At 68.4% G+C, this 19617-nt stretch carries 14 protein-coding genes and 1 pseudogene; 5 read left to right on the top strand and 10 right to left on the bottom strand.

Annotation, left to right across the window (positions count from 1 at the left end):
• The first annotated feature begins 4 nt into the window (after positions 1–4).
• Positions 5–1816: a BCCT family transporter gene (locus tag CA982_RS09975; RefSeq protein ID WP_208617923.1), complete on the top strand. Its 1812-nt coding sequence runs from the start codon at positions 5–7 to the stop codon at positions 1814–1816.
• Positions 1817–1925: 109 nt separating this feature from the next.
• Here the strand turns inward: CA982_RS09975 and CA982_RS09970 are convergent, their stop codons facing one another.
• Positions 1926–3239 carry an aminotransferase class I/II-fold pyridoxal phosphate-dependent enzyme gene (locus tag CA982_RS09970; RefSeq protein ID WP_086535237.1) on the bottom strand — a complete coding sequence of 438 codons (1314 nt, stop codon included), beginning with the start codon at positions 3237–3239 and terminating at the stop codon, positions 1926–1928.
• Positions 3240–3427: 188 nt separating this feature from the next.
• Between CA982_RS09970 and CA982_RS09965 the strand changes: the two genes are divergently transcribed.
• A complete protein-coding gene (locus CA982_RS09965; RefSeq protein WP_086535172.1) occupies positions 3428–3844 on the top strand; it encodes a DUF5313 domain-containing protein in 417 nt (138 codons plus the stop codon).
• A gap of 49 nt (positions 3845–3893) precedes the next feature.
• On the opposite strand, the gene CA982_RS09960 is transcribed toward CA982_RS09965, so the two are convergent.
• Positions 3894–5474, bottom strand: a complete 1581-nt coding sequence (locus CA982_RS09960) for a dolichyl-phosphate-mannose--protein mannosyltransferase (protein WP_086535171.1) — start codon at positions 5472–5474, stop codon at positions 3894–3896.
• A gap of 38 nt (positions 5475–5512) precedes the next feature.
• Between CA982_RS09960 and rsmI the strand changes: the two genes are divergently transcribed.
• The gene (gene rsmI, locus CA982_RS09955; protein ID WP_144066013.1) at positions 5513–6451 is read left to right on the top strand and encodes a 16S rRNA (cytidine(1402)-2'-O)-methyltransferase; all 939 of its coding nucleotides are present in this window, start codon (positions 5513–5515) and stop codon (positions 6449–6451) included.
• Here the strand turns inward: rsmI and CA982_RS09950 are convergent.
• From CA982_RS09950 to CA982_RS09910, 8 genes and pseudogenes are all read right to left on the bottom strand, one after another.
• Positions 6375–7622, bottom strand: a complete 1248-nt coding sequence (locus CA982_RS09950; protein ID WP_086535236.1) for a helix-turn-helix domain-containing protein — start codon at positions 7620–7622, stop codon at positions 6375–6377. The two genes, rsmI and CA982_RS09950, sit on opposite strands and share 77 nt — an antisense overlap.
• A 29-nt stretch (positions 7623–7651) precedes the next feature.
• The gene (locus CA982_RS09945) at positions 7652–8878 is read right to left on the bottom strand and encodes an aminodeoxychorismate synthase component I (protein WP_086535170.1); all 1227 of its coding nucleotides are present in this window, start codon (positions 8876–8878) and stop codon (positions 7652–7654) included.
• Between the two features lie 15 nt (positions 8879–8893).
• Positions 8894–10468 carry a methionine--tRNA ligase gene (gene metG / locus CA982_RS09940; RefSeq protein WP_086535169.1) on the bottom strand — a complete coding sequence of 525 codons (1575 nt, stop codon included), beginning with the start codon at positions 10466–10468 and terminating at the stop codon, positions 8894–8896.
• A gap of 749 nt (positions 10469–11217) precedes the next feature.
• Positions 11218–12458, bottom strand: a pseudogene (locus tag CA982_RS09930) (HNH endonuclease signature motif containing protein).
• A gap of 229 nt (positions 12459–12687) precedes the next feature.
• Positions 12688–13677: a HEAT repeat domain-containing protein gene (locus tag CA982_RS09925; RefSeq protein WP_086535167.1), complete on the bottom strand. Its 990-nt coding sequence runs from the start codon at positions 13675–13677 to the stop codon at positions 12688–12690.
• A gap of 2 nt (positions 13678–13679) precedes the next feature.
• On the bottom strand, positions 13680–14369 hold the full coding sequence (locus CA982_RS09920; protein WP_086535166.1) for a HEAT repeat domain-containing protein: 690 nt from the start codon (positions 14367–14369) through the stop codon (positions 13680–13682).
• Between the two features lie 73 nt (positions 14370–14442).
• Positions 14443–16800 carry a glycoside hydrolase family 65 protein gene (locus CA982_RS09915; protein ID WP_086535165.1) on the bottom strand — a complete coding sequence of 786 codons (2358 nt, stop codon included), beginning with the start codon at positions 16798–16800 and terminating at the stop codon, positions 14443–14445.
• Complete coding sequence (locus CA982_RS09910; protein ID WP_086535164.1) at positions 16797–17519, bottom strand: beta-phosphoglucomutase family hydrolase; 723 nt, start codon at positions 17517–17519, stop codon at positions 16797–16799. Before CA982_RS09910 ends, CA982_RS09915 begins: the two co-directional genes overlap by 4 nt.
• A gap of 181 nt (positions 17520–17700) precedes the next feature.
• On the opposite strand from CA982_RS09910, the gene CA982_RS09905 reads away from it, so the two are divergent.
• On the top strand, positions 17701–18531 hold the full coding sequence (locus CA982_RS09905) for a PhzF family phenazine biosynthesis protein (RefSeq protein ID WP_086535163.1): 831 nt from the start codon (positions 17701–17703) through the stop codon (positions 18529–18531).
• Between the two features lie 68 nt (positions 18532–18599).
• On the top strand, positions 18600–19517 hold the full coding sequence (locus CA982_RS09900; protein WP_086535234.1) for a TatD family hydrolase: 918 nt from the start codon (positions 18600–18602) through the stop codon (positions 19515–19517).
• Positions 19518–19617: the final 100 nt, after the last annotated feature.

Raw genomic sequence — 19617 nt, 5'->3', positions numbered from 1 at the left:
AACAATGACAAGTGAACAGGATGTGATCACTAGGCGTCCGAAGCAGACACTGGACCCGGTGGTTTTCACCGTGACCGCGGTGCTCGTCATCGCCTTCGTGATCTGGGGGATCGGGGACAAGGAGAGCCTCAACACGACCACCACCGAGGTGTTGAGTTGGATCACCAACAACCTCGGCTGGCTCTTCATCCTCTCCGCGACGGGCTTCGTCATCTTCGCGGTGTTCCTCGCCGTGTCCAAGTACGGCCGGATTCCGCTCGGCCGGACCGGGGAGAAGCCGCAGTTCCGTACCGTGAGCTGGATCGCGATGATGTTCAGCGCGGGGATGGGCATCGGGCTCATGTTCTTCGGTGCCTACGAGCCGCTGTACCACTTCGCCAGTCCGCCACCGGAAATCGCTCCCGAGGACATCCGCGCGGCGATGGCGACGACGATGTTCCACTGGGGTTTCCACCCGTGGGCCATGTACGCGGTGGTCGGCCTTGCGCTGGCCTACAGCACGTACCGGTTGGGTCGGACCCAGCTGATGAGCGCCGTGTTCGAGCGGCTTCTCGGTCCGCGGGTGTCCAACGGGCCGGGCGGCAAGATCATCGACATCCTGGCCATCTTCGCCACGCTGTTCGGCACCGTGGCCTCCCTGGGTCTCGGCGCACTGCAGATCGGCTCGGGCCTGGACACCCTCGGTTGGGTGAACGAGCCGACGAAGATGCTGCTCGTCGCGATCATCGCGATCCTCACCGCGGCGTTCGTTGCGTCGGCCGTGTCGGGCATCGCCCGCGGTATCCAGTGGCTCTCGAACATCAACATGGTGCTCGCGGTGGTGCTGGCGCTGTTCGTCTTCATCGTCGGCCCGACGATCTTCATCCTGAACCTGCTGCCCACGACCCTGGGCGCCTACCTGACCGATCTCACCACCTTCGCGGCGCGCTCCGATGCGACGGTCACGACCGAAGCCGGTCATCAGTGGCTCGCCGACTGGACGATCTTCTACTGGGCGTGGTGGGTGTCGTGGACCCCGTTCGTCGGTCTGTTCCTCGCCAAGATCAGTCGTGGACGTACCATCCGGGAGTTCGTCATCGGCGTCATGGTGGTGCCCACGACGGTGTCGCTGGTCTGGTTCTGCATCTTCGGCGGTACCGCGATCCATCAGGACATCGAGGGCACGCTGGCCTTCGATCCGGCCACCGCGGCCAGCGAGAGCACGCTGTTCGACGTGCTCGCCCACCTGCCGTGGACCGGTGTGGCCTCGGCGCTGGTCATGATCCTGGTCGGCATCTTCTTCGTCTCCGGTGCCGACTCGGCGTCGCTCGTGATGGGCACCCTCTCGCAGCGGGGCGTCGAACATCCGTCGCGTTCGCTGACGGTGTTCTGGGGTGTGCTCACCGGCGTGGTGGCGGCGCTGCTGCTGGCCATCAGTGGTGACGACGCCCTCGACGGCATCAAGACGATGGCGATCATCGCCGCACTGCCGTTCGTCGTGGTGATGATCGGCATGTGCTTCTCGCTCTATCTCGACCTCCGGCGCGACCCGCTGATCGTCTCTCGTCACGTGCTGTCGGCCCAGGTCGACGAGCACGTCCGGGAGCAGGCGCTCGCCATCGCGACCGGTGAACTCGAGTCGATCGACGCCGACGCGGTACGCCATCTGGAGAGGATCGATCCGGACTTCGTCGAGCAGGCGAACGGTTCGGATCCCGCCGCGTCGACCAACGGATCGTCGCCCGCCGCATCGACTGGTGGCGACGCCGGTCGTACCGACGGGCATCGGGACGAGGGACAGCGCGACACCGACCGATTGACCGGACCCGCGGTGTAGCAACCGATCTGACCCGGACGGGGTGACGACAACCAGTGGGCCGCGCGACGATGCGCGGCCCACTGGCGTCGGCGGGTCCGCGCCGGGGGAGACCGCCGGCGGAGCGTGGTCACGGCTGAGCGATCGCTCCGGCGAGGGCAGTGGTGAATGTTTCCGCAGCTGTCCGGTCGAGCCGGGACGTCGTGACGCGTAGGCCATTTCGCGGAGTGGCCCCGTCGACGGCGAAGATCGTCCCGGGTTGCACCGCCCAGCCACGACGGGCGAGATCGGCGCTGACCCTCTCCGCGGGGGCCTCGCGGGGCAGATCGACCCAGGTGTTGATCCCGTCAGGTGGTCCCAGGGTCGACGCGACGCCACCGGCTGTGAGTGCATCGATGAGAAATTCTGTGCGACGAGCATATTCGTCGCGAGCGGTGGCGATGAGTTCGGTCGTCGCCGGATCGGTGAGAAGGTGCGCCGCGGTGGTTTGCAGCAGGTGGCTGACCCAGGGGCGGCCGGAACGGAGTCGTGCGTCGAGTGCGGCCGCGGTCGTCGGATCGGCATCGACGAGGGCGACCCGCAGGTCGGGACCCAGGAACTTCGCGACGGACCGGACGACTGCCCAGTGCCGGCTGTTGTCCGGGATCACGCGGCGGTAGTCGTAGACCGACAGCAGCGAGAAGTGGTCGTCTTCGATGACGAGCACCTCGGGGTAGCGCTCGAGGAGCGCTCGGAGTTCCCCCGCGCGGGTCTCGGACAGGGCGATTCCGCCGGGGTTGTGACCGCGGCAGGTGACGATGACTGCTCGGGCGCCCTCGTCCAGCGCCCGTGCCAGGTGGTCGGGTCGCATGCCGTATCCGTCCAATTCGACTGGTAGCGCACGGTAACCGTTGACGCGGATCGTGCCGACGCTGGCGAGGAAGCACGGATTCTCCACCGCGACGAAGTCGCCGCGGACGAGGTGGGTGTTCAGCAGCCGTTCCATCGCGTCGACCGCGCCGTGGGTCGCGACCAGTTCGCCTTCCTGCGGATGGTCGCCGAACAGCACCGGCGCCGCTGCCCGTAGCGCCGGGGCCACCGCGGAGGTGCCGTACATCGTGGGCCGGTACGGCGCTGCGGCGATCGCGGCGCGCAGATCGGGGAGGAGAGCGGGATCCGGATTGCCGTCGGCGAGGTCGACGGCGTCCGCGGGAACGGCGAGCTCGCTGCCGGGCTGCAGTCGGTCGGCGACGACCGTTCCGCCCCGGCCTCGCGTGTCTGCCGCGCCCAGTGCGACGAGCTGGCGGTATGCCGTGGCCACGGTGTTGCGATTGACGCCCAGCTCGGCCGCGAGCTCGCGGATCGGCGGCAACGAATCGCCCGGTCGGAGTCGACCCGAGACGATCGCATCCCGAGCGCTCTGAACGATCGCGTTCGCTGTCTGCCCGGTGATCACGACGGCCACCACAACCTCCCTGCTGACGTCGACCGGCGCGTGCGGGTCCGCCGCCGCCCGTTGGCTGCCAGTCAACCATTGCCGGGCGGGCGGCAGTGGTGCCGGCGGGTTCGCGCCGGAGCGATGAGGACCACACCTCTTTGTCCTAGGACAAATGCTACCCTGGTTGCACAACGCGAACTCAGGAGTGTGCGCCCATGAACCAGCCCCACGAATCCTCTCGCCCGGCCTGGTGGCGCTACCTCGCTTACTGGTACGGCGGCAGATTGCCTGTCTCGGTGCGTGATTGGGTGATCAAAGACCTGGTCGGCCCCGGCGCGGCGGCGAGGATGGTCGCTCGCTGGTCGATACCGTGCATCATCCTCGTGCTGCCGATGCTGTTCGTCCCAGGGCCGTGGGGGGTGCGGATCACCATGACCATGCCGATCCTGCTGTCGTACCTGTTCTTCTCCATCGCGCTGAACCGCGTCTATCGCCGCTACCGGCTGGTCCAGCATGGCCTCGATCCCGAGCTCATCAACTCGCTCGACCGGGAGAAGAACGCCGACCTCTACGCCGAGTACCACCGGAAGTACCGCAACGAGGCTGCACCGCGCTTCCCCGCCCCACGGTGAAGCCGGTGGGTGGGCACCCTCGCGCGTTCGGTCGCGCCAGGTGGTGCGCTCAGCCCCAGCTGGGCAGCCAGATCTGCTGACGCCAGAGGCCCGGTGAGATCGGGGAGGCGGTGAGGATCGGCCACAACCACACGAAGTTCGCCACGACCAGGCCCACGTAGATCGCGACGACCAGCAGCGCGAGCGCGCGGCGTTCGGGTCGGGCGCGAGCGGTCGCCGCAGCCGAACGCAACAGGTCGCCGCAACACAAGGCGAGACCCATCACCAGGAACGGCGCGAGCACAGTCGCGTAAAAGAAGTACATCTGCCGGTCGAGGGCGAGGAACCACGGCAGGATTCCGGCGAGGTATCCCACGAGGACGGCGGCGTACCGCCAGTCGCGACGCACGATCCACGACCACAGCCCCCACAGCAGCATCGGCAACGACAGCCACCAGAGCGCGGGCGAGCCGATGAGCATCTGGGCGCGCACGCACTCACCCCCGCCGCATTGGTCGGGCCCGTTCTCGAGCGCATAGAGCATCGGACGCAGACTCATCGGCCAGGTCCACGGCTTGGACTCCCAGGGGTGATGATTGCCCGCGGAATTGGTCAGCCCCGCATGGAATTCGAGGATGCCGGACTCGTAGTACCACAGCGATCGCCAGGCACCCGGCACCCACGCGAACGGGCCGTCGGTACCGATCGTGTTGCCCACCTGGTAGCGGTAGACGGCGGTCTCGCTGGTGAACCAGGGGATGTAGGTCAGGAAGTAGATGACGACCGGCATCACCGCGAGACTCGCTCCGCTCGGGACGACGTCGCGCACCAGCGTGCCCACCCAGGGGCGTGGCACGTGATAGGCGCGGCGGGCGGCCACGTCGAAACCGATCGCGAGTGCGGTGAAGAAGATGACGTAGTAGATGCCCGACCACTTGGTGCCGCAGTTCAATCCCAGCATCACGCCTGCGGTGAACCGGTACCAGCGGAAGCCGAGTCGCGGTCCGAAGGGACTGTCGGCGATGCGGCCCTCGAGGTAGACGCGATACATGCGTTCCCGGACCTGGTCGCGGTCGGCGACGAGCGCGGCGAAGGTGGCCACGATGAACAGGGTCTGGAAGATGTCGAGCATGCCCATCCGTGACTGCACGAACAGCACGCCGTCGCAGATCGCGAAGATCCCCGCGATGGCTCCCACCAGCGTCGACCGGGTGAGTCGGCGCACCGCGCAGTAGATCAGGACGACGATCAGGACGCCCGAGACGGCCGGCGCGACGCGCCAACCGAGCGGGCCGTAGCCGAAGACTGCCTCGGACGCGGCCAGCATCCATTTGCCGACCGGGGGATGCACGACCAGCCCGTATGCCGGATTGTCCTCGATCCAGTTGCCGCCGGACAGCACCTGCCAGCCCTGTGGCACGTAGTGCTTCTCGTCGAAGACCGGCGTGCCCTTGTCGGTGGGATGGGTCAGGGCCCAGAACCGCGTGACGGTGGCCAGCAGCGCGATGACGACGCCGACGAGGAGACCACGGCCGCGGTCGGGGGCACCGAAGAGCGGTGACGGAACCTCCGGCCCCAGGCGCGATCGCGGGATCGGGCGCCGGGAGTCGCCGCCGGACACGGGGGTGTCGTGCACGGCGGTGATGGTCACCCGATCGATCCTAGTGGTCCCTCGTAAGCTGGCTGTCGATGAACGCCGCCCAGTCCGACTCGCCCCAGTTCGACGACGATCCGACCGTGTCTCCCGACGCCGCCGGGGTCGCCGATCCCGGTTCCGATCACGCGCCGGGCGGCCGGCTGGTGTTGGCGGCCACCCCGATGGGGCAGGTCGACGATGCCTCGCCGCGTCTGCGTGCGGCCCTGCAGACCGCGGACATCGTCGCCGCCGAGGACACCCGGCGCGCCCGTTCGCTGGCCGCGGCGCTCGACGTCGAGATCGGGGGACGGCTGGTCAGCTATTACGACCAGGTGGAGGCCGCGCGCACCCCGGGTCTGGTCAGCGCGATCGCCGAGGGGCAGAGGGTACTGCTGATCACCGACGCCGGGATGCCGTCGGTCAGCGATCCCGGGTATCGCGTGGTGGTGGCGTGCGCCGAGGCGGGACTGCCGGTCACGGCTCTGCCCGGACCGTCGGCGGTGACGACGGCCCTCGCGGTGTCGGCGCTGCCCTCCGAGCGGTTCTGCTTCGAGGGTTTCGCACCCAGGAAGCCGGGCGCGCGAGCCGCGTGGCTACGCGAGCTGGTCTCTCAACCCCGGACCGCGGTGTTCTTCGAGTCGCCCCACCGTCTCGCCGACACGCTGGTCGCCGCGGCCGAGATCCTGGGTCCGGACCGCCGCGCCGCGGTGTGCCGCGAGATGACCAAGACCTACGAAGAGGTCCGGCGCGGCGGACTCGCCGAACTCGCCGAGTGGGCGGGCAACGGCGTCCGTGGTGAGATCACCGTGGTGATCGCCGGTGCGGTGGCCGCCGAACCCGACATCGACGACCTCGCTGATCGAGCCGAAGAACTCGTGGCCGGGGGCATGCGGCTCAAGGACGCGTGCGCCGAGGTCACGCAGGGTTCCGGTGCCTCTCGACGCGACGTCTACCAACAGGTGCTCGAAAGACGTCGAGCTGATCCGGGCTGACCCGCAATTCCACTCGCGGCGCCAGCCGGTACGGCCGGCTCGAGACGAGCGCCCCGACCACCCGGCGCAGTCGGGACAGCTCGGCACGCACGCTCACGGTGTGGCCGTCGTCGCCGAAGAGCAGCTGGCTCAACCGCTGCGAGGTGAGGCCCTGTTCGCCGGCGTCGGCGAGGAGCAACAGGATCTGGGCGTGCCGACGGGTCAGCACGGTGCGCCACGGCTCGCCGTCGCCGGTGACCGTGACGGACGGTTCGCCGTCGAGGGAGAGCTCGGCCAGGACCGGGCCGGACGGGCCCGCCGGACGCACGAGCCACCCCTGGCCGAGGCGCTCGACCACACAGATCCCGAGCCCCGGTACGAACTGCCGCATGTTGTCGGTCGGCGCGGCGACGCGGACGGGCGGCGTGCAGCCGCGCCCTTCGGCCACCCATCCGTCGTCGTCGATGAGCAGTCCCGGCCCGTGCAGCCCGGCCAGTTGCGATTGGCCGGCGAATCGCAGGTCGGCGAGCTCGCGCTGGTGGGCGAGGGTGATCTCGTGTTCGCCGAGGGCGGCCAGCGCGGAGGTGAACGCCGATGCCGCCGGCTGCATCTCCATGGCCGGGCCGGCCAGACCCGCGATGGCGATCATGTCGCCGGTGCGGTGATCGTGCACCGGCACCGCGGTGCAGAACAGTCCGTGCAGCGAGCTGTAGTAGTGCTCGGCACCGAACAGCCGGGTCGGGCGCTGTAGATGGACGGCGAGGCCGACCGCCGTGGTCGCCGTGGAGTTCTCGTCCCATCGGCTGCCCTCGACGAGCTCGAGCCGGTCGGCCTCGGGGAGCACCGACGCCGAACCTCCCCGCCACAACAGCACGCCGTCCGCGTCGAACACGCCCAGTGTCATCGAGGCATCGTCCGCGGACTGGGCGAACAGTCGCTGCAACGGCTGGACCGCGTCTCGGAGGGGGTGCGTCGCGCGGCGGGTCTCGAGTTCGTCGTCCGAGATGTGACCCGGGTTGTGCGTGTCGACGGTGGACCGGTGCCTGCCCGCCCGGACACGACCCCACGATTCGACGACATCTCCCGGGACATCGGCACGCGGGGAGCCGCCCGACATGAAGGCATCGTGGTCACGGCGCAGATCACGATCGAGCACCGCGAGATCGGTGGACGACCGGATGGGCACAGTCATGGCGGAATCGTACCCAACGAGGGGGTAGATCATGCCGAACCGCGCGGCTCCACGATGCTCGCGGCCTTGTCCAGGCACTCCTGCCATTCCCGCGCCGGATCGGAGTCGATGGTGATCCCACCGCCGACACCGAGGGCGAGAGTCCCGTCGGGCGTGATCTCCACGGTCCGGATGGCGACGTTGAGGTCGAGCGCCCGGCCGGGGCCGGCCATGCCGATCGCCCCGCAGTACACGCCGCGCGCGTCGGCCTCCCAGCCCTCGAGCAGTTCCATCGCCCGCAGCTTCGGGGTGCCGGTGACCGACGCCGGCGGAAACGTCGCCGCCAGGACGGCGTCGTTGCCCGTGCCCGGTGGCAGGATCGCCTCCACCCGCGACACCAGGTGCCAGACCCCGGGCGCGGGTACGACGGTGAGGAGCTCGGGGACCCGCACACTGCCGGTCACCGCGATCCGGCCCAGGTCGTTGCGGACCAGGTCGACGATCATGATGTTCTCGGCGATGTCCTTGGCGGAGGCAGCCAGCGCATCGGGGTCGGCAGAGGCGGGCAGGGTGCCCTTGATCGGTGACGACGAGATGATGTTGCCGGTCCGACGCAGGAACGTCTCCGGTGACAGGCTTGCCACCGACCCCCAGTCACCTTGCAGGAAAGCGGCTTTCGCCGGCGCGGTGGCGCCGGCGAGTTCGGTGAAGAACTCGACGGGGTGGCCGCTCAGCGTGCCGGTGAAGCGGGTGCACACGCACGCCTGGTAGACCTCGCCGGCCCGGATCGCGTCCAGGCAGTGCGCGATGGCGTCCAGATGTGGGACCGGCTCGGGGGCATGCCATTCCGTTGTCGGACCGGTCGCCGCTCCGCGACGCGTGACGGAGTCCGCCGGGTCCCCGGTGGCGTGCACCGCCGCTTCCGCCCAGTCGGGTACACCGGAGCCGACGCGACTCCAGCGCCCGTCGCGGAGTACGAGCACACCCTCGGTGTGCCCGCCGACGTCCGGCGGCAGCGACGCGTCGTGGGGGCGGACGGGGAATCCGAGGTACCCGAACCAGAACCGGTCGGGGTCGTCCGGCGGGAGGCAGCCGGGCGTCAGTTCGATCGACGGGGCGATGACGGCGTCGGCGTCGTACCAGTCACCGATCAGTGCGGCCGGCGGCGGCAGGCGACGCACAGCGGTCTCGGCGTGCAGTGCCCGCAGCACGTCGAGTGCCGGCGCCACCGCGTCCGGGCCGAGCGAGTCCGACCCCACCCCGTCCCACGCGACCATTCTCGATGTGCGGGTTCAGTTCTCGTACCGGGGGAACACCGGCGTCGGCTTCGGCAGCGCGGTACCGGGTTCCAGACGCGTGGCGACGGCGGTGAACTGCCGATCGTCGCCGACGACGAGGAGGTCGAGGATTTTGTTGGAGGATTCCGGCATGACCGGCTGGCTCAGGAGCGCGACGATCCGCACCACCTCGGCGCAGACGTAGAGAACCGTGCCGGTGCGGTCGAGGTCGGTCTTGGCGAGTTTCCACGGTTCCTGAGCGGAGATGTACCGGTTGGTCTCGGCCAGCGTCGACCAGAGCGTCTCGAGCGCCAGGTGGATGGCCTGGTTGTCGATGTGGGCGCGCACGGTGCCGAGCAGGGAATCCGCACGTGCCAGCAGTGCGCTGTCGGTGTCGGTGAAGTCGCCCGGTGCCGGCAGGGTGCCGTCGAAGTACTTGCCGATCATCGACAGGGTGCGCTGGGCCAGATTGCCGAACTCGTTGGCGAGGTCGGCGTTGATACGGGACACGATCGCCTCGGCGGAGTACGAACCGTCCTGACCGTAGGACACCTCGCGGAGGAAGAAGTAGCGCACCGGATCGAGGCCGAACTCGTCGATGAGGTTCTCCGGGTCGACGACGTTGCCAACCGACTTGCTCATCTTCTCGCCCTTGTTGAACAGGAATCCGTGCGCGAACACGCGCTTGGGCAACTCGACTCCGGCGCTCATCAGGAACGCGGGCCAGTAGACACAGTGGAACCGGATGATGTCCTTGCCGATGATGTGCAGGTCGGCCGGCCAGAACCGCGCGAAGGTCTCCGGGTCGTCGACGAATCCGACGCCGGTGAGGTAGTTGGTCAGGGCGTCGACCCACACGTACATGACGTGTTCGGGATGTCCGGGTACCGGGACGCCCCAGTCGAAGGTGGTGCGCGAGACCGACAGGTCGGTGAGACCGCCCTTGACGAAACTGATGACCTCGTTGCGCCGGACGTCGGGGCCGACGAACTCCGGCTGGGACTCGTAGAGCTCCAGCAGCTTGTCCTGGTAGGCCGAGAGGCGGAAGAAGTAGGTCTCCTCCTCGGTCCAGGTGAGGACGTGCCCGGTGTCGATGGCGACGCGGTCGCCGGACTCGTCGATTCGGGTGTCGGCCTCGGCGTAGAACGTCTCGTCCCGGACGTCGTACCAGCCCGAGTACTTGTCGAGGTAGATGTCGCCGCGGTCGCTCATCCGCTTCCACAGTTCTTCCGACGCGCGCTTGTGATCCTCGTCGGAGGTGCGGATGAAGCGCTCGAAGCTGGACCCGAGGCGTTCCTGCAGGGCCTGGAACCGATCGGAGTTCCGCTTCGCGAGCTCGGCGGTGGGGATCCCCTCCGCGACGGCGGTCTGCTGCATCTTCTGCCCGTGCACGTCGGTGCCGGTGAGGAACCGGACGTCGAACCCGTCGAGCCGCTTGAACCGCGCGAGCGCGTCGGCGGAGATGTACTCGTAGGCGTGCCCGATGTGCGGAGCGCCGTTGGGGTAGGCGATCGCGGTGGTGATGTAGTACGGACGTCCGCCGCCGTGGGATGCGCCGGACGGATCGGGGCTGGTCAGATCGGGTGCCATAGTGCCCAACAGACTACCGACCGGCTGAGTCGACACCCAATTGCGGTCCCGACGATTTCTGGTCGGCGCTGTGTCGATCCTGTGCGCGGCGTTGGGCCTCCGGAAGGTTGCGGAGGCCGCCGGAGCTGCGGAACGGTCAGCACCAGCTCGCAGACCATCGCGCTGGTCCATGAACTGGCTGATGCGCGGACCCAGGTGCAGAACCATGCAGCGTCCGAGGTCGCGAGGCCCGGACCCGAGGTGGCGGCACACACGCCCGGGACGGCGGCGGCTGAGGCGACCGGGACGGTGACGACTGCCGCGACCGAGACGGCGGCGACTGACGCGACCAAGACCGCGACGACTGATGGCGTCGACTAATGCGTCGCTCACGGCGGCGACTGACGCGACCAAGACGGCGACGACTGATGGCGTCGACTAATGCGTCGAGTAATGCGTCGCTCACGGCGGCGACTGAGGTGTGACGTGCGGAGTTGGTGAGGGCGACCCATGCAACTGCCAATGAGACCGACGTCGCGAACCCTTGTGGCGTCCGATGCGCCGACCCATGCAGGCGCACGCGCCCGCAGCAGCACCAGCACGAGCACTACCGCCGACGGCCTACGTCTTGCTCGGCTTTCACACTGTGGAGTTGTCAAGGAACGCCGCGACGGCCATGCCGTCAGGATCTGTGGTCGTGAGGTGTTGTCGTGTCAGGTGGTCGGGCCGTCTGGGATGGCTTGTCCCGCAAGCGTGCGGTGGCGCAGGACCTACACGAACACGTCGTCGAGTCGCATCGTGCGTCGGTTGTAGGCGGGCCGCGGGCGGCGTCGGGGGTCGATGTCAGCAGGCGGGATGAGCCAGGGGTGGCGGTCATATCCCATGGACACTTCCCAGCCGTGATGATGTACCTGCGTGTGGCAGCGTTGGCAGAGCAGGCACCCGTTGTCGAGGTCGGTGGGTCCGCCATCTACCCACGGCACGATGTGATGCACCTGCGTATGTGCGGCGGGCGCACCGCATTTGATGCAACACAGGTCGCGGACGATGATGGCCTTGCGTAGGTGGGACGGGAAGAGACGCCTGCTGGTCCCCATCTGTAACGGCACGCCTTCCCCGTCCAGGACGATCTCGCTCACGAGGGCGTCGCATGCGAGTCGCTTGGCGGTGGTCTGCGACACCGGACCGACCCATGGCAATCGCGCCGGATCTTTCGCACCGGCCGGGATCGTCACCAACAGCTGGGTTCGAGGCGAGCCGCTGGTGTCGAGGGTCGCTCCGATCGCTGCCTGATCCAGCAACAACTCGAAGCCGTCGGCCCACCGCTGCTCGCGCGTCCGTCGATCCTCGCTGCCGTCGGGTTCGGGTCGCGGGCAGGATCGTTCGTCGATCATGGACAGGAACTTCTCGCCGACCACAGCGGTGAGGTCGGCCTTGATCTCCACGCGGCCGTCGTCGGTGATGTGCGAGTTCACCGCGTTCAGCGAGGCGTCCTTGGCAACCGGGGTGGCGTCGTCGACGGTGTCGGCGATGCGGTGGGCGATGGTGCGTGCGTGGTCGGCGATCTCGGTGGGGTGACACCCGAGAACGCTTGAACCAGCAGCTCGGACTCATACGCCGCTCGGTCGTCGTCGGAAAGTCCTGTGGGTGTTTGCTTCTCGACGACGGACATTCCGCGGACAACGGCGTCGACGCCTTCGCTCGCCAGGTACCCGTCGGCGGCGCAGTCGCCGAGCTTCGGCAGCGAGTCGACACCGACCCCGACCCGCACGCTGCGGTGAGCGACTCCCGGCGCGAAGCCCATCTCGATCAGTACTCCACGCGTGGTGGAACCCGCCTTGTCCGCCGCGCCGGTGGCATCGAAAGCTGCTGCGTGCATGGCGATCTGATGACCGACGACGTTGTACAGCAACCGTAGTTCGTCCAGTCGGTCGAAGATCTCCCGGCCAGTAGGGTCGGTGGGTGGTTCGAGGGTGATCACGAAGTCTCGCATCTCGGCGATCGGGGTCATGCCGCCAAGGTACTCGACAATCCGTTCGAAGACGAGCGATTTCCACAATCGAATAGCATCAAAGATGTTCTACGACAGCAATATTCACATCAGAACAATTGGTGAACAGGAGCACCGCCAGTGAACCGCAGTGAACCGCAGTGAACCGCAGTGAACCGCAGTGAACCGCAGTGAACAGAAGTGAACAGAAGTCCCACGAGTTACACGGTTTTCGTCGTCTGCTGATCTATCAGTCCTGCGGCCGTCGGTCCAGGATTACGATCGCGGTCCGTGCGACCATCTGGTCGGAGTCGCACACATACTTCTGCAGCGCCGAAGTTGCTGCGGTACCGGGTATCTCGGCCAGTGCCTGCACCAGTCGGGATCGCACGGCCGCATCCGGGTCGGCGCCCAGGCGGTCGACGAGCAGGTCGACGATCCGCTCGCGGTGGGCTTCGTGGCCGGCGAGGATCTCGGCGGCCTCGACATCGCGGTCGCCGGCACCGATGAGCTCGACCAGGGCATCGACCGCGACCGTGGCACCGCGGCGCCCGAGGGTCAGGGCAGCAGTGCGTCGGACGGCGGGATCGGAGTCGTCGAGAAGCTTCTCGAGTATCGACCTGACCTGTGCGGTCTCCTCGATCGCCGCGAGCGCGGTGACGGCGCGACGCCGGATCGCCGGGTCGCGATCCGCCGCTCCCTCGGAGAGCCGGTCGATGCCGCCCGGTCTCTGCGCGAGCGCCCACCGAAGCGCACCGGCGACGTTGGGGTCCGGTTCTTTCAGGAGTGCGTCCGCCAGCGACTCCCCGGACACCCTGACCTCGCCGGCCAGTATCGCGGCAGTCTGGCGGTGGGCCGCGTTGTCGGACTCCACGGCACGGAGCAGGCTGACCACTCCCAGCACTGCGGACCACTCGCTGGGGCCGGCGCCCCGCACGTCCTGCAGACGCGCGAGGAGCTGGGCATCGGCGGCCATCCTCGCCTTCGTGTCCTCGACGAGGCGGTCCATGAGCGTGTCCGGTGCGAACCCCGGCTCGTCGAGCGCGCGGCCGACCTCGCGCAGCGAGAGTCCGAGCGATCGAAGGCTCTCGACGTGCATGAGTCGCTCGAGGTCCGCCTCGGAGTACTCCCGATAACCGCCGGACGTCCGGCCGGTCGGTCGCACGAGGCCGAGTGTGTCGTAGTGGCGCAGCATCCGGCTGCTCAGGCCGGTGTGCCGCGCCACCTCACCGATCAGCACCGTCAGGTCCCGTTCGCGGGCCCGGCGGCCGAGTCGTCGTCGGGGGCAGCGCTGGTCAGTTGCGAGGCGAACGCCGACTCGGCGGCGAAGTCGCTGTCCGGATCCTCGATCAGTCGTTCGGTCGCGGCGACGTGCGCCTGCACCGCGCGGCCACCCCGCTTCTTCGCGGCGGCAAGCGGTCCGGCCGCGGAGTCGCCGAGTCCGGCCAGGGCACGGCTGAGACTTCGTCGGACGTCGGTGCTCCCGCGGCCGAGTTCGCCGGCCAGTTCGTTCGCGAGCCAGGCCGCCCGGCCGGCCGGGGCCAGGACGACCGCGGTGCGCCACGCGGCGCGAGCCACGTCGTCGTCCGCATCGTGCAGGAGCGCGGGCGTGATCGACGTCCACGCCGACCGGTCACCGATCTTCGACAAGGTGTGCAGTGCCTGCGCCCGCGCCTGCGGTGACGCCGACCCCAGCTCGGGAAGGAGGAGGGGCACAGTCAGATCGGCGGGCAACCGCGTCAGGGCCCAGGTCAGCATGTCCCGCACGAAGAAGTCCGGTTCCACGCCGCAGCGTCGGACCAGCTCGTCGGCGTAGCCGGGATGCGGGTTGCTGCCCGCTGCCATCGCGGCCCGCAGCCGCATCGACGCGTCGTCGGCCGCCAGTGCTGCGACCAGCGCCCGATCGAGTGGGCGGGTTGTCTGGTCGGTCATGATCGACCACCTCCTTCACCACCCAGCTGACCGCTTGACACCGTGTGAAGGTCAAGCGTTGCGGGCTCTGGATCTAGATCTCCCGGCGATAGGGATCGCACCCGGGCGGCGCCTTCGGCGGTTCGCGATACTCCAGTTCCGGGATGTGCATGGTCACCGGGGCGGACTCGAGAGTGAACTTCTCGCCGTGGTGGGCCAGGTCGATCGGCGGCCCCGAGAGCAGCCGGTACGTCGCGTTGTCCTTGTCGACGGCCACCACGATCTTCGAGTCCCGGATGATCATGCGGAACGACATGTAGGTCAGCCGCTTCGGGAGCCGGGGCGCGAAGGTGATGTTCCCGCCGAAGTCGCGCATGCCGCCGAAACCGGCCACGCAGTCCGTCCAGGCACCGGCCAGCGCGGCGATGTGCAGTCCGCTGCTGACGTTGTTGTGCAGGTCGTGCAGATCGGTGAACACCGACTCGGCGAGCAGATCGTAGGCGAGATCGGGGTAGCCGACCTCGGCGGCGGTGACCGCCTCGCAGCACGCCGACAGCGAGGAGTCGCGGACGGTGAGCGGGTAGTAGTAGTCGAAGTTGCGCAGTTTCTGCTCGGGGGTGAACGCGTCGCCGAACAGATAGGTCGCGAAGACCAGGTCGGCCTGCTTGACCACCTGCTTGCGGTAGAGGTCGTAGTACGGGTAGTTCAACAGCAGCGGGTAGCGCCCGACCGACGACTCGAAATCCCAGGCGCCCAGCAGGGTGAACGACTCGCACTGCTGATGGACGCCGAGCGCGTCGTCGTAGGGGATCGTCATGTCGTCGGCGCATGCTTCCCAGTGCGCCGCTTCGGCGGTCGTGACCCCGAATTGCTCGGCGAGGTCGGGCCGGCGGTGTACGGCCGCCACCGCGTCCCGCAGGTTCTGTTGCGCCGCGAGATTGGTGAAGGTGTTGTTGTTGACGACGGCGGTGTACTCGTCGGGACCGGTCACCCCGTCGATGCGGAACTTCCCGTTCACATCGTGGTGACCGAGCCCGGCGAACAGCCGCGCGGTCTCCACGAGCAGCTCCACGCCGCATTCGGTCTCGAACTGTTCGTCGTTGGTCGCCCGGAGGTAGCGAGCCGTGGCGTTGGCGATGTCGGCGGAGACGTGCACGCCGGCAGTGCCGGCGGGCCAGTAGCCCGAACACTCGTCGCCGTTGATCGACCGCCACGGGAACATCGCTCCGCGCTGCCCCAGTTCGGCCGCGCGGGACTTCGCCTTGTCCATCGTCGAATGGCGCCATCGCAGTTCCTCGCCGGCGGCGGCGGGCACGGTGTAGGTGAGCATCGGGAGGATGAAACTCTCGGTGTCCCAGAAGGTGTGACCGTCGTAGCCGGGGCCGGTGAGACCCTTGGCCGGGATCGCGCGGGACTGGCCGCGTGCGCCGGCCTGCAGGACGTGGAACAGCGCGAACCGCACCGCCTGCTGCAACTCCGGATCGCCGTCGAGTTCGACGTCGGCGTCGCGCCAGAAGTCCTCGAGGTAGCGGACCTGGTCGGCCTTGAGCGAATCCCAGCCCGTCTCCATCGCCATCGCGAGGGCCGCGTCGACCTGGGCGCGCAGCGCCGGCACCGAACGCCGGGCCGACCAGCCGTACCCCATGTACTTGGTGAGGGTGAGGCTCTTGCCCTTCGGCACGTTGGCCGCGATGGTGAGTCGCGCCAGGTCGCCGTCGGCGCGGATGAACGTGTCCGCCTTGTCCGGGAAGTAGATCTCGTGGTCCATCCCGGCCGCGATGTGCAGACCGGACTTCTTGGTGTGGTGGACCAGCATGCCCCAGTAGTTGCGACAGGTGGCCAGGTCGGAGACCAGCGGGGCGTCCAACGCGGCCGCCAGGCGCGGGTCGTTGCCCGGTGCCGGTACCGGCTCGTTGGCCAGGAGATCGGACTGCAGAACGAGTTTCATGTCCTCGTCGACCGGTTCGACCTCGTAGCGGATCGCCGCGATCGTGCGTTTGGTGAAGGACACGAGACGCTCGGACTTGATCCGAACCTTCCGGCCGGTGGGTGAGGTCCACACGGTGTGGCGACGCAACGTGCCGGTCCGGAAGTCCAGCGTGCGCTCGTGCTCCTCGGTACGCCCGTACCGGAGGTCCATCGGCTCGTCCTCGACCAGCAGACGGATGATCTTGCCGTCGGTCACGTTGACCACCGTCTGGCCGGACTCGGGATAGCCGTAACCGCTCTCCGCGTACGGCAGGCCGCGCAGCTCGTAGAAGCCGTTGAGATAGGTGCCGGGATGGTCGACGGGCTCGCCCTCCTCGAACGACCCGCGTAAACCGATGTGCCCGTTGGACAGTGCGAACAGTGTCTCGGTCCGGCCGAGCATGTCGAGATCGACTCCGCCGCGCCACTTCAGCTGCCACGGGTGGATCTCGAAGCCGAAGTCGTGACCGTGCTCGGCGGTCATGCGGGGAGCAATTCGTCGAGGTCCGTCACGACGATGTCGGCGCCGGCCGCGCGCATGGCCTCGGCCTGACCGCCACCGACACGGTCGACGCCGACCACGTAGCCGAACGCTCCCGCGGCGCCGGCCTGGATGCCGGAGAGGGCGTCTTCGAAGACCGCCGCCGCAGCAGGCCGGACGCCCATCTGCTCGGCGCCCAGGAGGAACGAGTCGGGAGCGGGTTTGCCGTTCAGGCCCTTCGACACGATGTCGAGCCCGTCCACCCGGACCTCGACGAATTTCGACAGATCTGCTGCATCCAGCACTGCTGCTCCGTTCTTCGAGGAGGTCACGACCGCGATCCGGAGGCCGGCATCGCGCGCCGCCTCGAGATAGCGCACCGAACCCGGATATGCCTGCCCGCCGTCCTCGGCCAGGGAGACCAGGAACATGTCGTTCTTCCCGTTCCCGATCGCGGTCACGGTCTGCGGGTCGACGTCGTCGATGCCACGGGAGGCGAGGAAGGCTCGCACGCCGTCTTCGCGGGGACGTCCGTCGACGTAGTCGAGGTAGTCCTGGTCGGTGAACTCGACGAAGTCGGCATGGTCCGCGCCGCCCGCACGCGCGGCGAGGAAGGCGTCGAACGCCTTCTTCCATGCCTTGCGGTGCAACACCGCGGTCTCGGTGAGAACCCCGTCGAGGTCGAACAGCGCGACGGTGATCGAATCTGGCAATCCCAACACGCTTCGCCACGCTACCCGTCCCGGACGACTCCGGCGCGATTTGCGTGGTGGGGCGAACCGTTTTCCCGCGGCGACGTGTGCGCGGTGGTGCTCATCGTGGTCGGCGCTGTCTCGTCCGCCCGGGGTGACGGGCCCGAAAAACCTTTGACCGGGCTGCAACTGGGAGTGAGACGATGAACCGATGACCCGACGTTTCGCCCAGATCGATGTGTTCTCCGCCACCGGAACCGGTGGTAACCCGGTGGCCGTGGTGCTCGACGCCACCGACATCCCCGACGACCGGATGGCGGCGTTCGCGCGCTGGACCAACCTGTCGGAGACGACGTTCGTGCTGCCGCCGACCGATCCCGCGGCCGACTACCGGCTGCGGATCTTCACCCCGGACGGAGAACTGCCGTTCGCGGGTCACCCCACGCTGGGTTCGGCGCACGCGTGGCTGACGACGGGCGGCCGGCCTGCGGGGGAGGACATCGTGCAGGAGTGCGGCGTCGGCCTGGTGCGACTCCGCCGCTCGGGTGCACGGCTGGCCTTCGCGGCACCGCCGTTGCGGCGATCCGGCCCCGTCGAGTCCGGGGTCGTCGCCGAGGTCGCCGCCGCGCTCGGGATCGAGGCCGGCGAGGTCCTCGCGGCCGAGTGGGTCGACAACGGACCGGAATGGATGGTGCTGCAACTCGCGTCGGGGGAGCGGGTGCTCGAGGTGACACCGGACATCCCTGCTCTCGGCGATCACAAGGTCGGATTGTTCGGGAAGTACGACTCGGGCGGTGAAATCTTCGGTGAGGTGCGGGCCTTCGTGCCGGGCATCGGCGTCCCCGAGGACCCGGTGACGGGCAGTCTCAACGCCGGTATCGCGATGTGGCTCCGTGCTGACGGGCACGCCCCGGCGTCCTACGTCGCCGCCCAGGGCGCCGCACTCGGCCGTGCCGGACGCGTGCACGTCCACGATGACGGCGAGAACATCTGGATCGGTGGCGACACCACGACGGTGATCGAGGGCACGGTCACGCTCTGACCCGCTGACGCTCTGGCCCGTGAGGACCCGGCCGGAGGGTGTCGGCGCGCTGTGCCAAGGTGGGTGCCATGAGCGACGCCCCTGGCGGCCCGGACACGGGTGATCCCGAGTCGAACGGCGGCGAGACCCTGAGCAACAAGGCCGCCAAGAAGCGACGCCGACGCGAACCACCGCCGGACCCGGCGCCGCTGCCCGGCCTGGTCGACGCCCACACCCACCTGGCCGCGTGCGGGGGGCGCGACGCCGAGACCGTCCGCGCGATCTGCGATCACGCGCAGGCCGTGGGAGTCGACCACGTCGTCACGGTCGCCGACGACATGGTCGACGCCCGCTGGGCGGTCTCGGCCGCGGGCTGGGACGACCGGGTGTACGCGGCGGTGGCGCTGCATCCGATGCATGCCGGCGATCTGAACGACGAGACCGCCGCCGAGCTCGAACAGATGGTGCGTCACCCACGCGTCGTCGCGGTGGGCGAGACGGGGCTCGACTACTACTGGCCGGGGAAGTCCGACGAGTGCGCGCCGCTGGAGGTGCAGCACGAGACGTTCCGCTGGCACATCGACCTCGCGAAGCGGGTGGGCAAACCGCTGATGATCCACAACCGCGAGGCCGACCGAGATCTGCTGGACATCCTGGCCGCCGAGGGCGCGCCGGAATCCGTGATCATGCACTGCTTCTCCGGTGACCGAAATGTTGCCCGCGAATGTGTCGAGCGTGGCTTCATACTCAGTTTCGCCGGCACTGTGAGCTTCGCCAATGCCGACGAGCTCCGCGTCGCGGCCGAACTCGTGCCCGACGATCAGATCCTGGTCGAGACCGACGCCCCGTTCCTGACCCCGCATCCCTACCGTGGCCAGCCGAATCAGTCCTATTGCCTGCCGTACACGGCGCGGGCGCTCGCCGAGGTGCGCGGAGTGGCGGATGCGGAGATGGCGCGTCTTCTCGGGGCCAACGCGCGGCGCGTCTACGGCATCCCTTTGCCATAATCTGGCCGGTTCGTTATCGTACTGTGATCCGCCTGGCCGACGTGCTGATCCACTCGGCGGGCGTGGTGCCAGTGTTGCCTATCAGGATGTCGTGCCCTTG

This window comes from Gordonia lacunae, assembly GCF_002149015.1.
Lineage (GTDB): Bacteria > Actinomycetota > Actinomycetes > Mycobacteriales > Mycobacteriaceae > Gordonia > Gordonia lacunae.
This window is presented reverse-complemented; position numbering and strand designations above follow the sequence as displayed.

Coding starts and splice junctions, on each gene's coding strand:
- CA982_RS09975 (WP_208617923.1), top strand. CDS start 5: ATGACAAGTGAACAGGATGTGATCACTAGGCGTCCGAAGCAGACACTG.
- CA982_RS09965 (WP_086535172.1), top strand. CDS start 3,428: ATGAACCAGCCCCACGAATCCTCTCGCCCGGCCTGGTGGCGCTACCTC.
- rsmI (WP_144066013.1), top strand. CDS start 5,513: ATGAACGCCGCCCAGTCCGACTCGCCCCAGTTCGACGACGATCCGACC.
- CA982_RS09950 (WP_086535236.1), bottom strand. CDS start 7,622: ATGACTGTGCCCATCCGGTCGTCCACCGATCTCGCGGTGCTCGATCGT.
- CA982_RS09945 (WP_086535170.1), bottom strand. CDS start 8,878: ATGGTCGCGTGGGACGGGGTGGGGTCGGACTCGCTCGGCCCGGACGCG.
- metG (WP_086535169.1), bottom strand. CDS start 10,468: ATGGCACCCGATCTGACCAGCCCCGATCCGTCCGGCGCATCCCACGGC.
- CA982_RS09920 (WP_086535166.1), bottom strand. CDS start 14,369: ATGACCGACCAGACAACCCGCCCACTCGATCGGGCGCTGGTCGCAGCA.
- CA982_RS09915 (WP_086535165.1), bottom strand. CDS start 16,800: ATGACCGCCGAGCACGGTCACGACTTCGGCTTCGAGATCCACCCGTGG.
- CA982_RS09905 (WP_086535163.1), top strand. CDS start 17,701: ATGACCCGACGTTTCGCCCAGATCGATGTGTTCTCCGCCACCGGAACC.
- CA982_RS09900 (WP_086535234.1), top strand. CDS start 18,600: ATGAGCGACGCCCCTGGCGGCCCGGACACGGGTGATCCCGAGTCGAAC.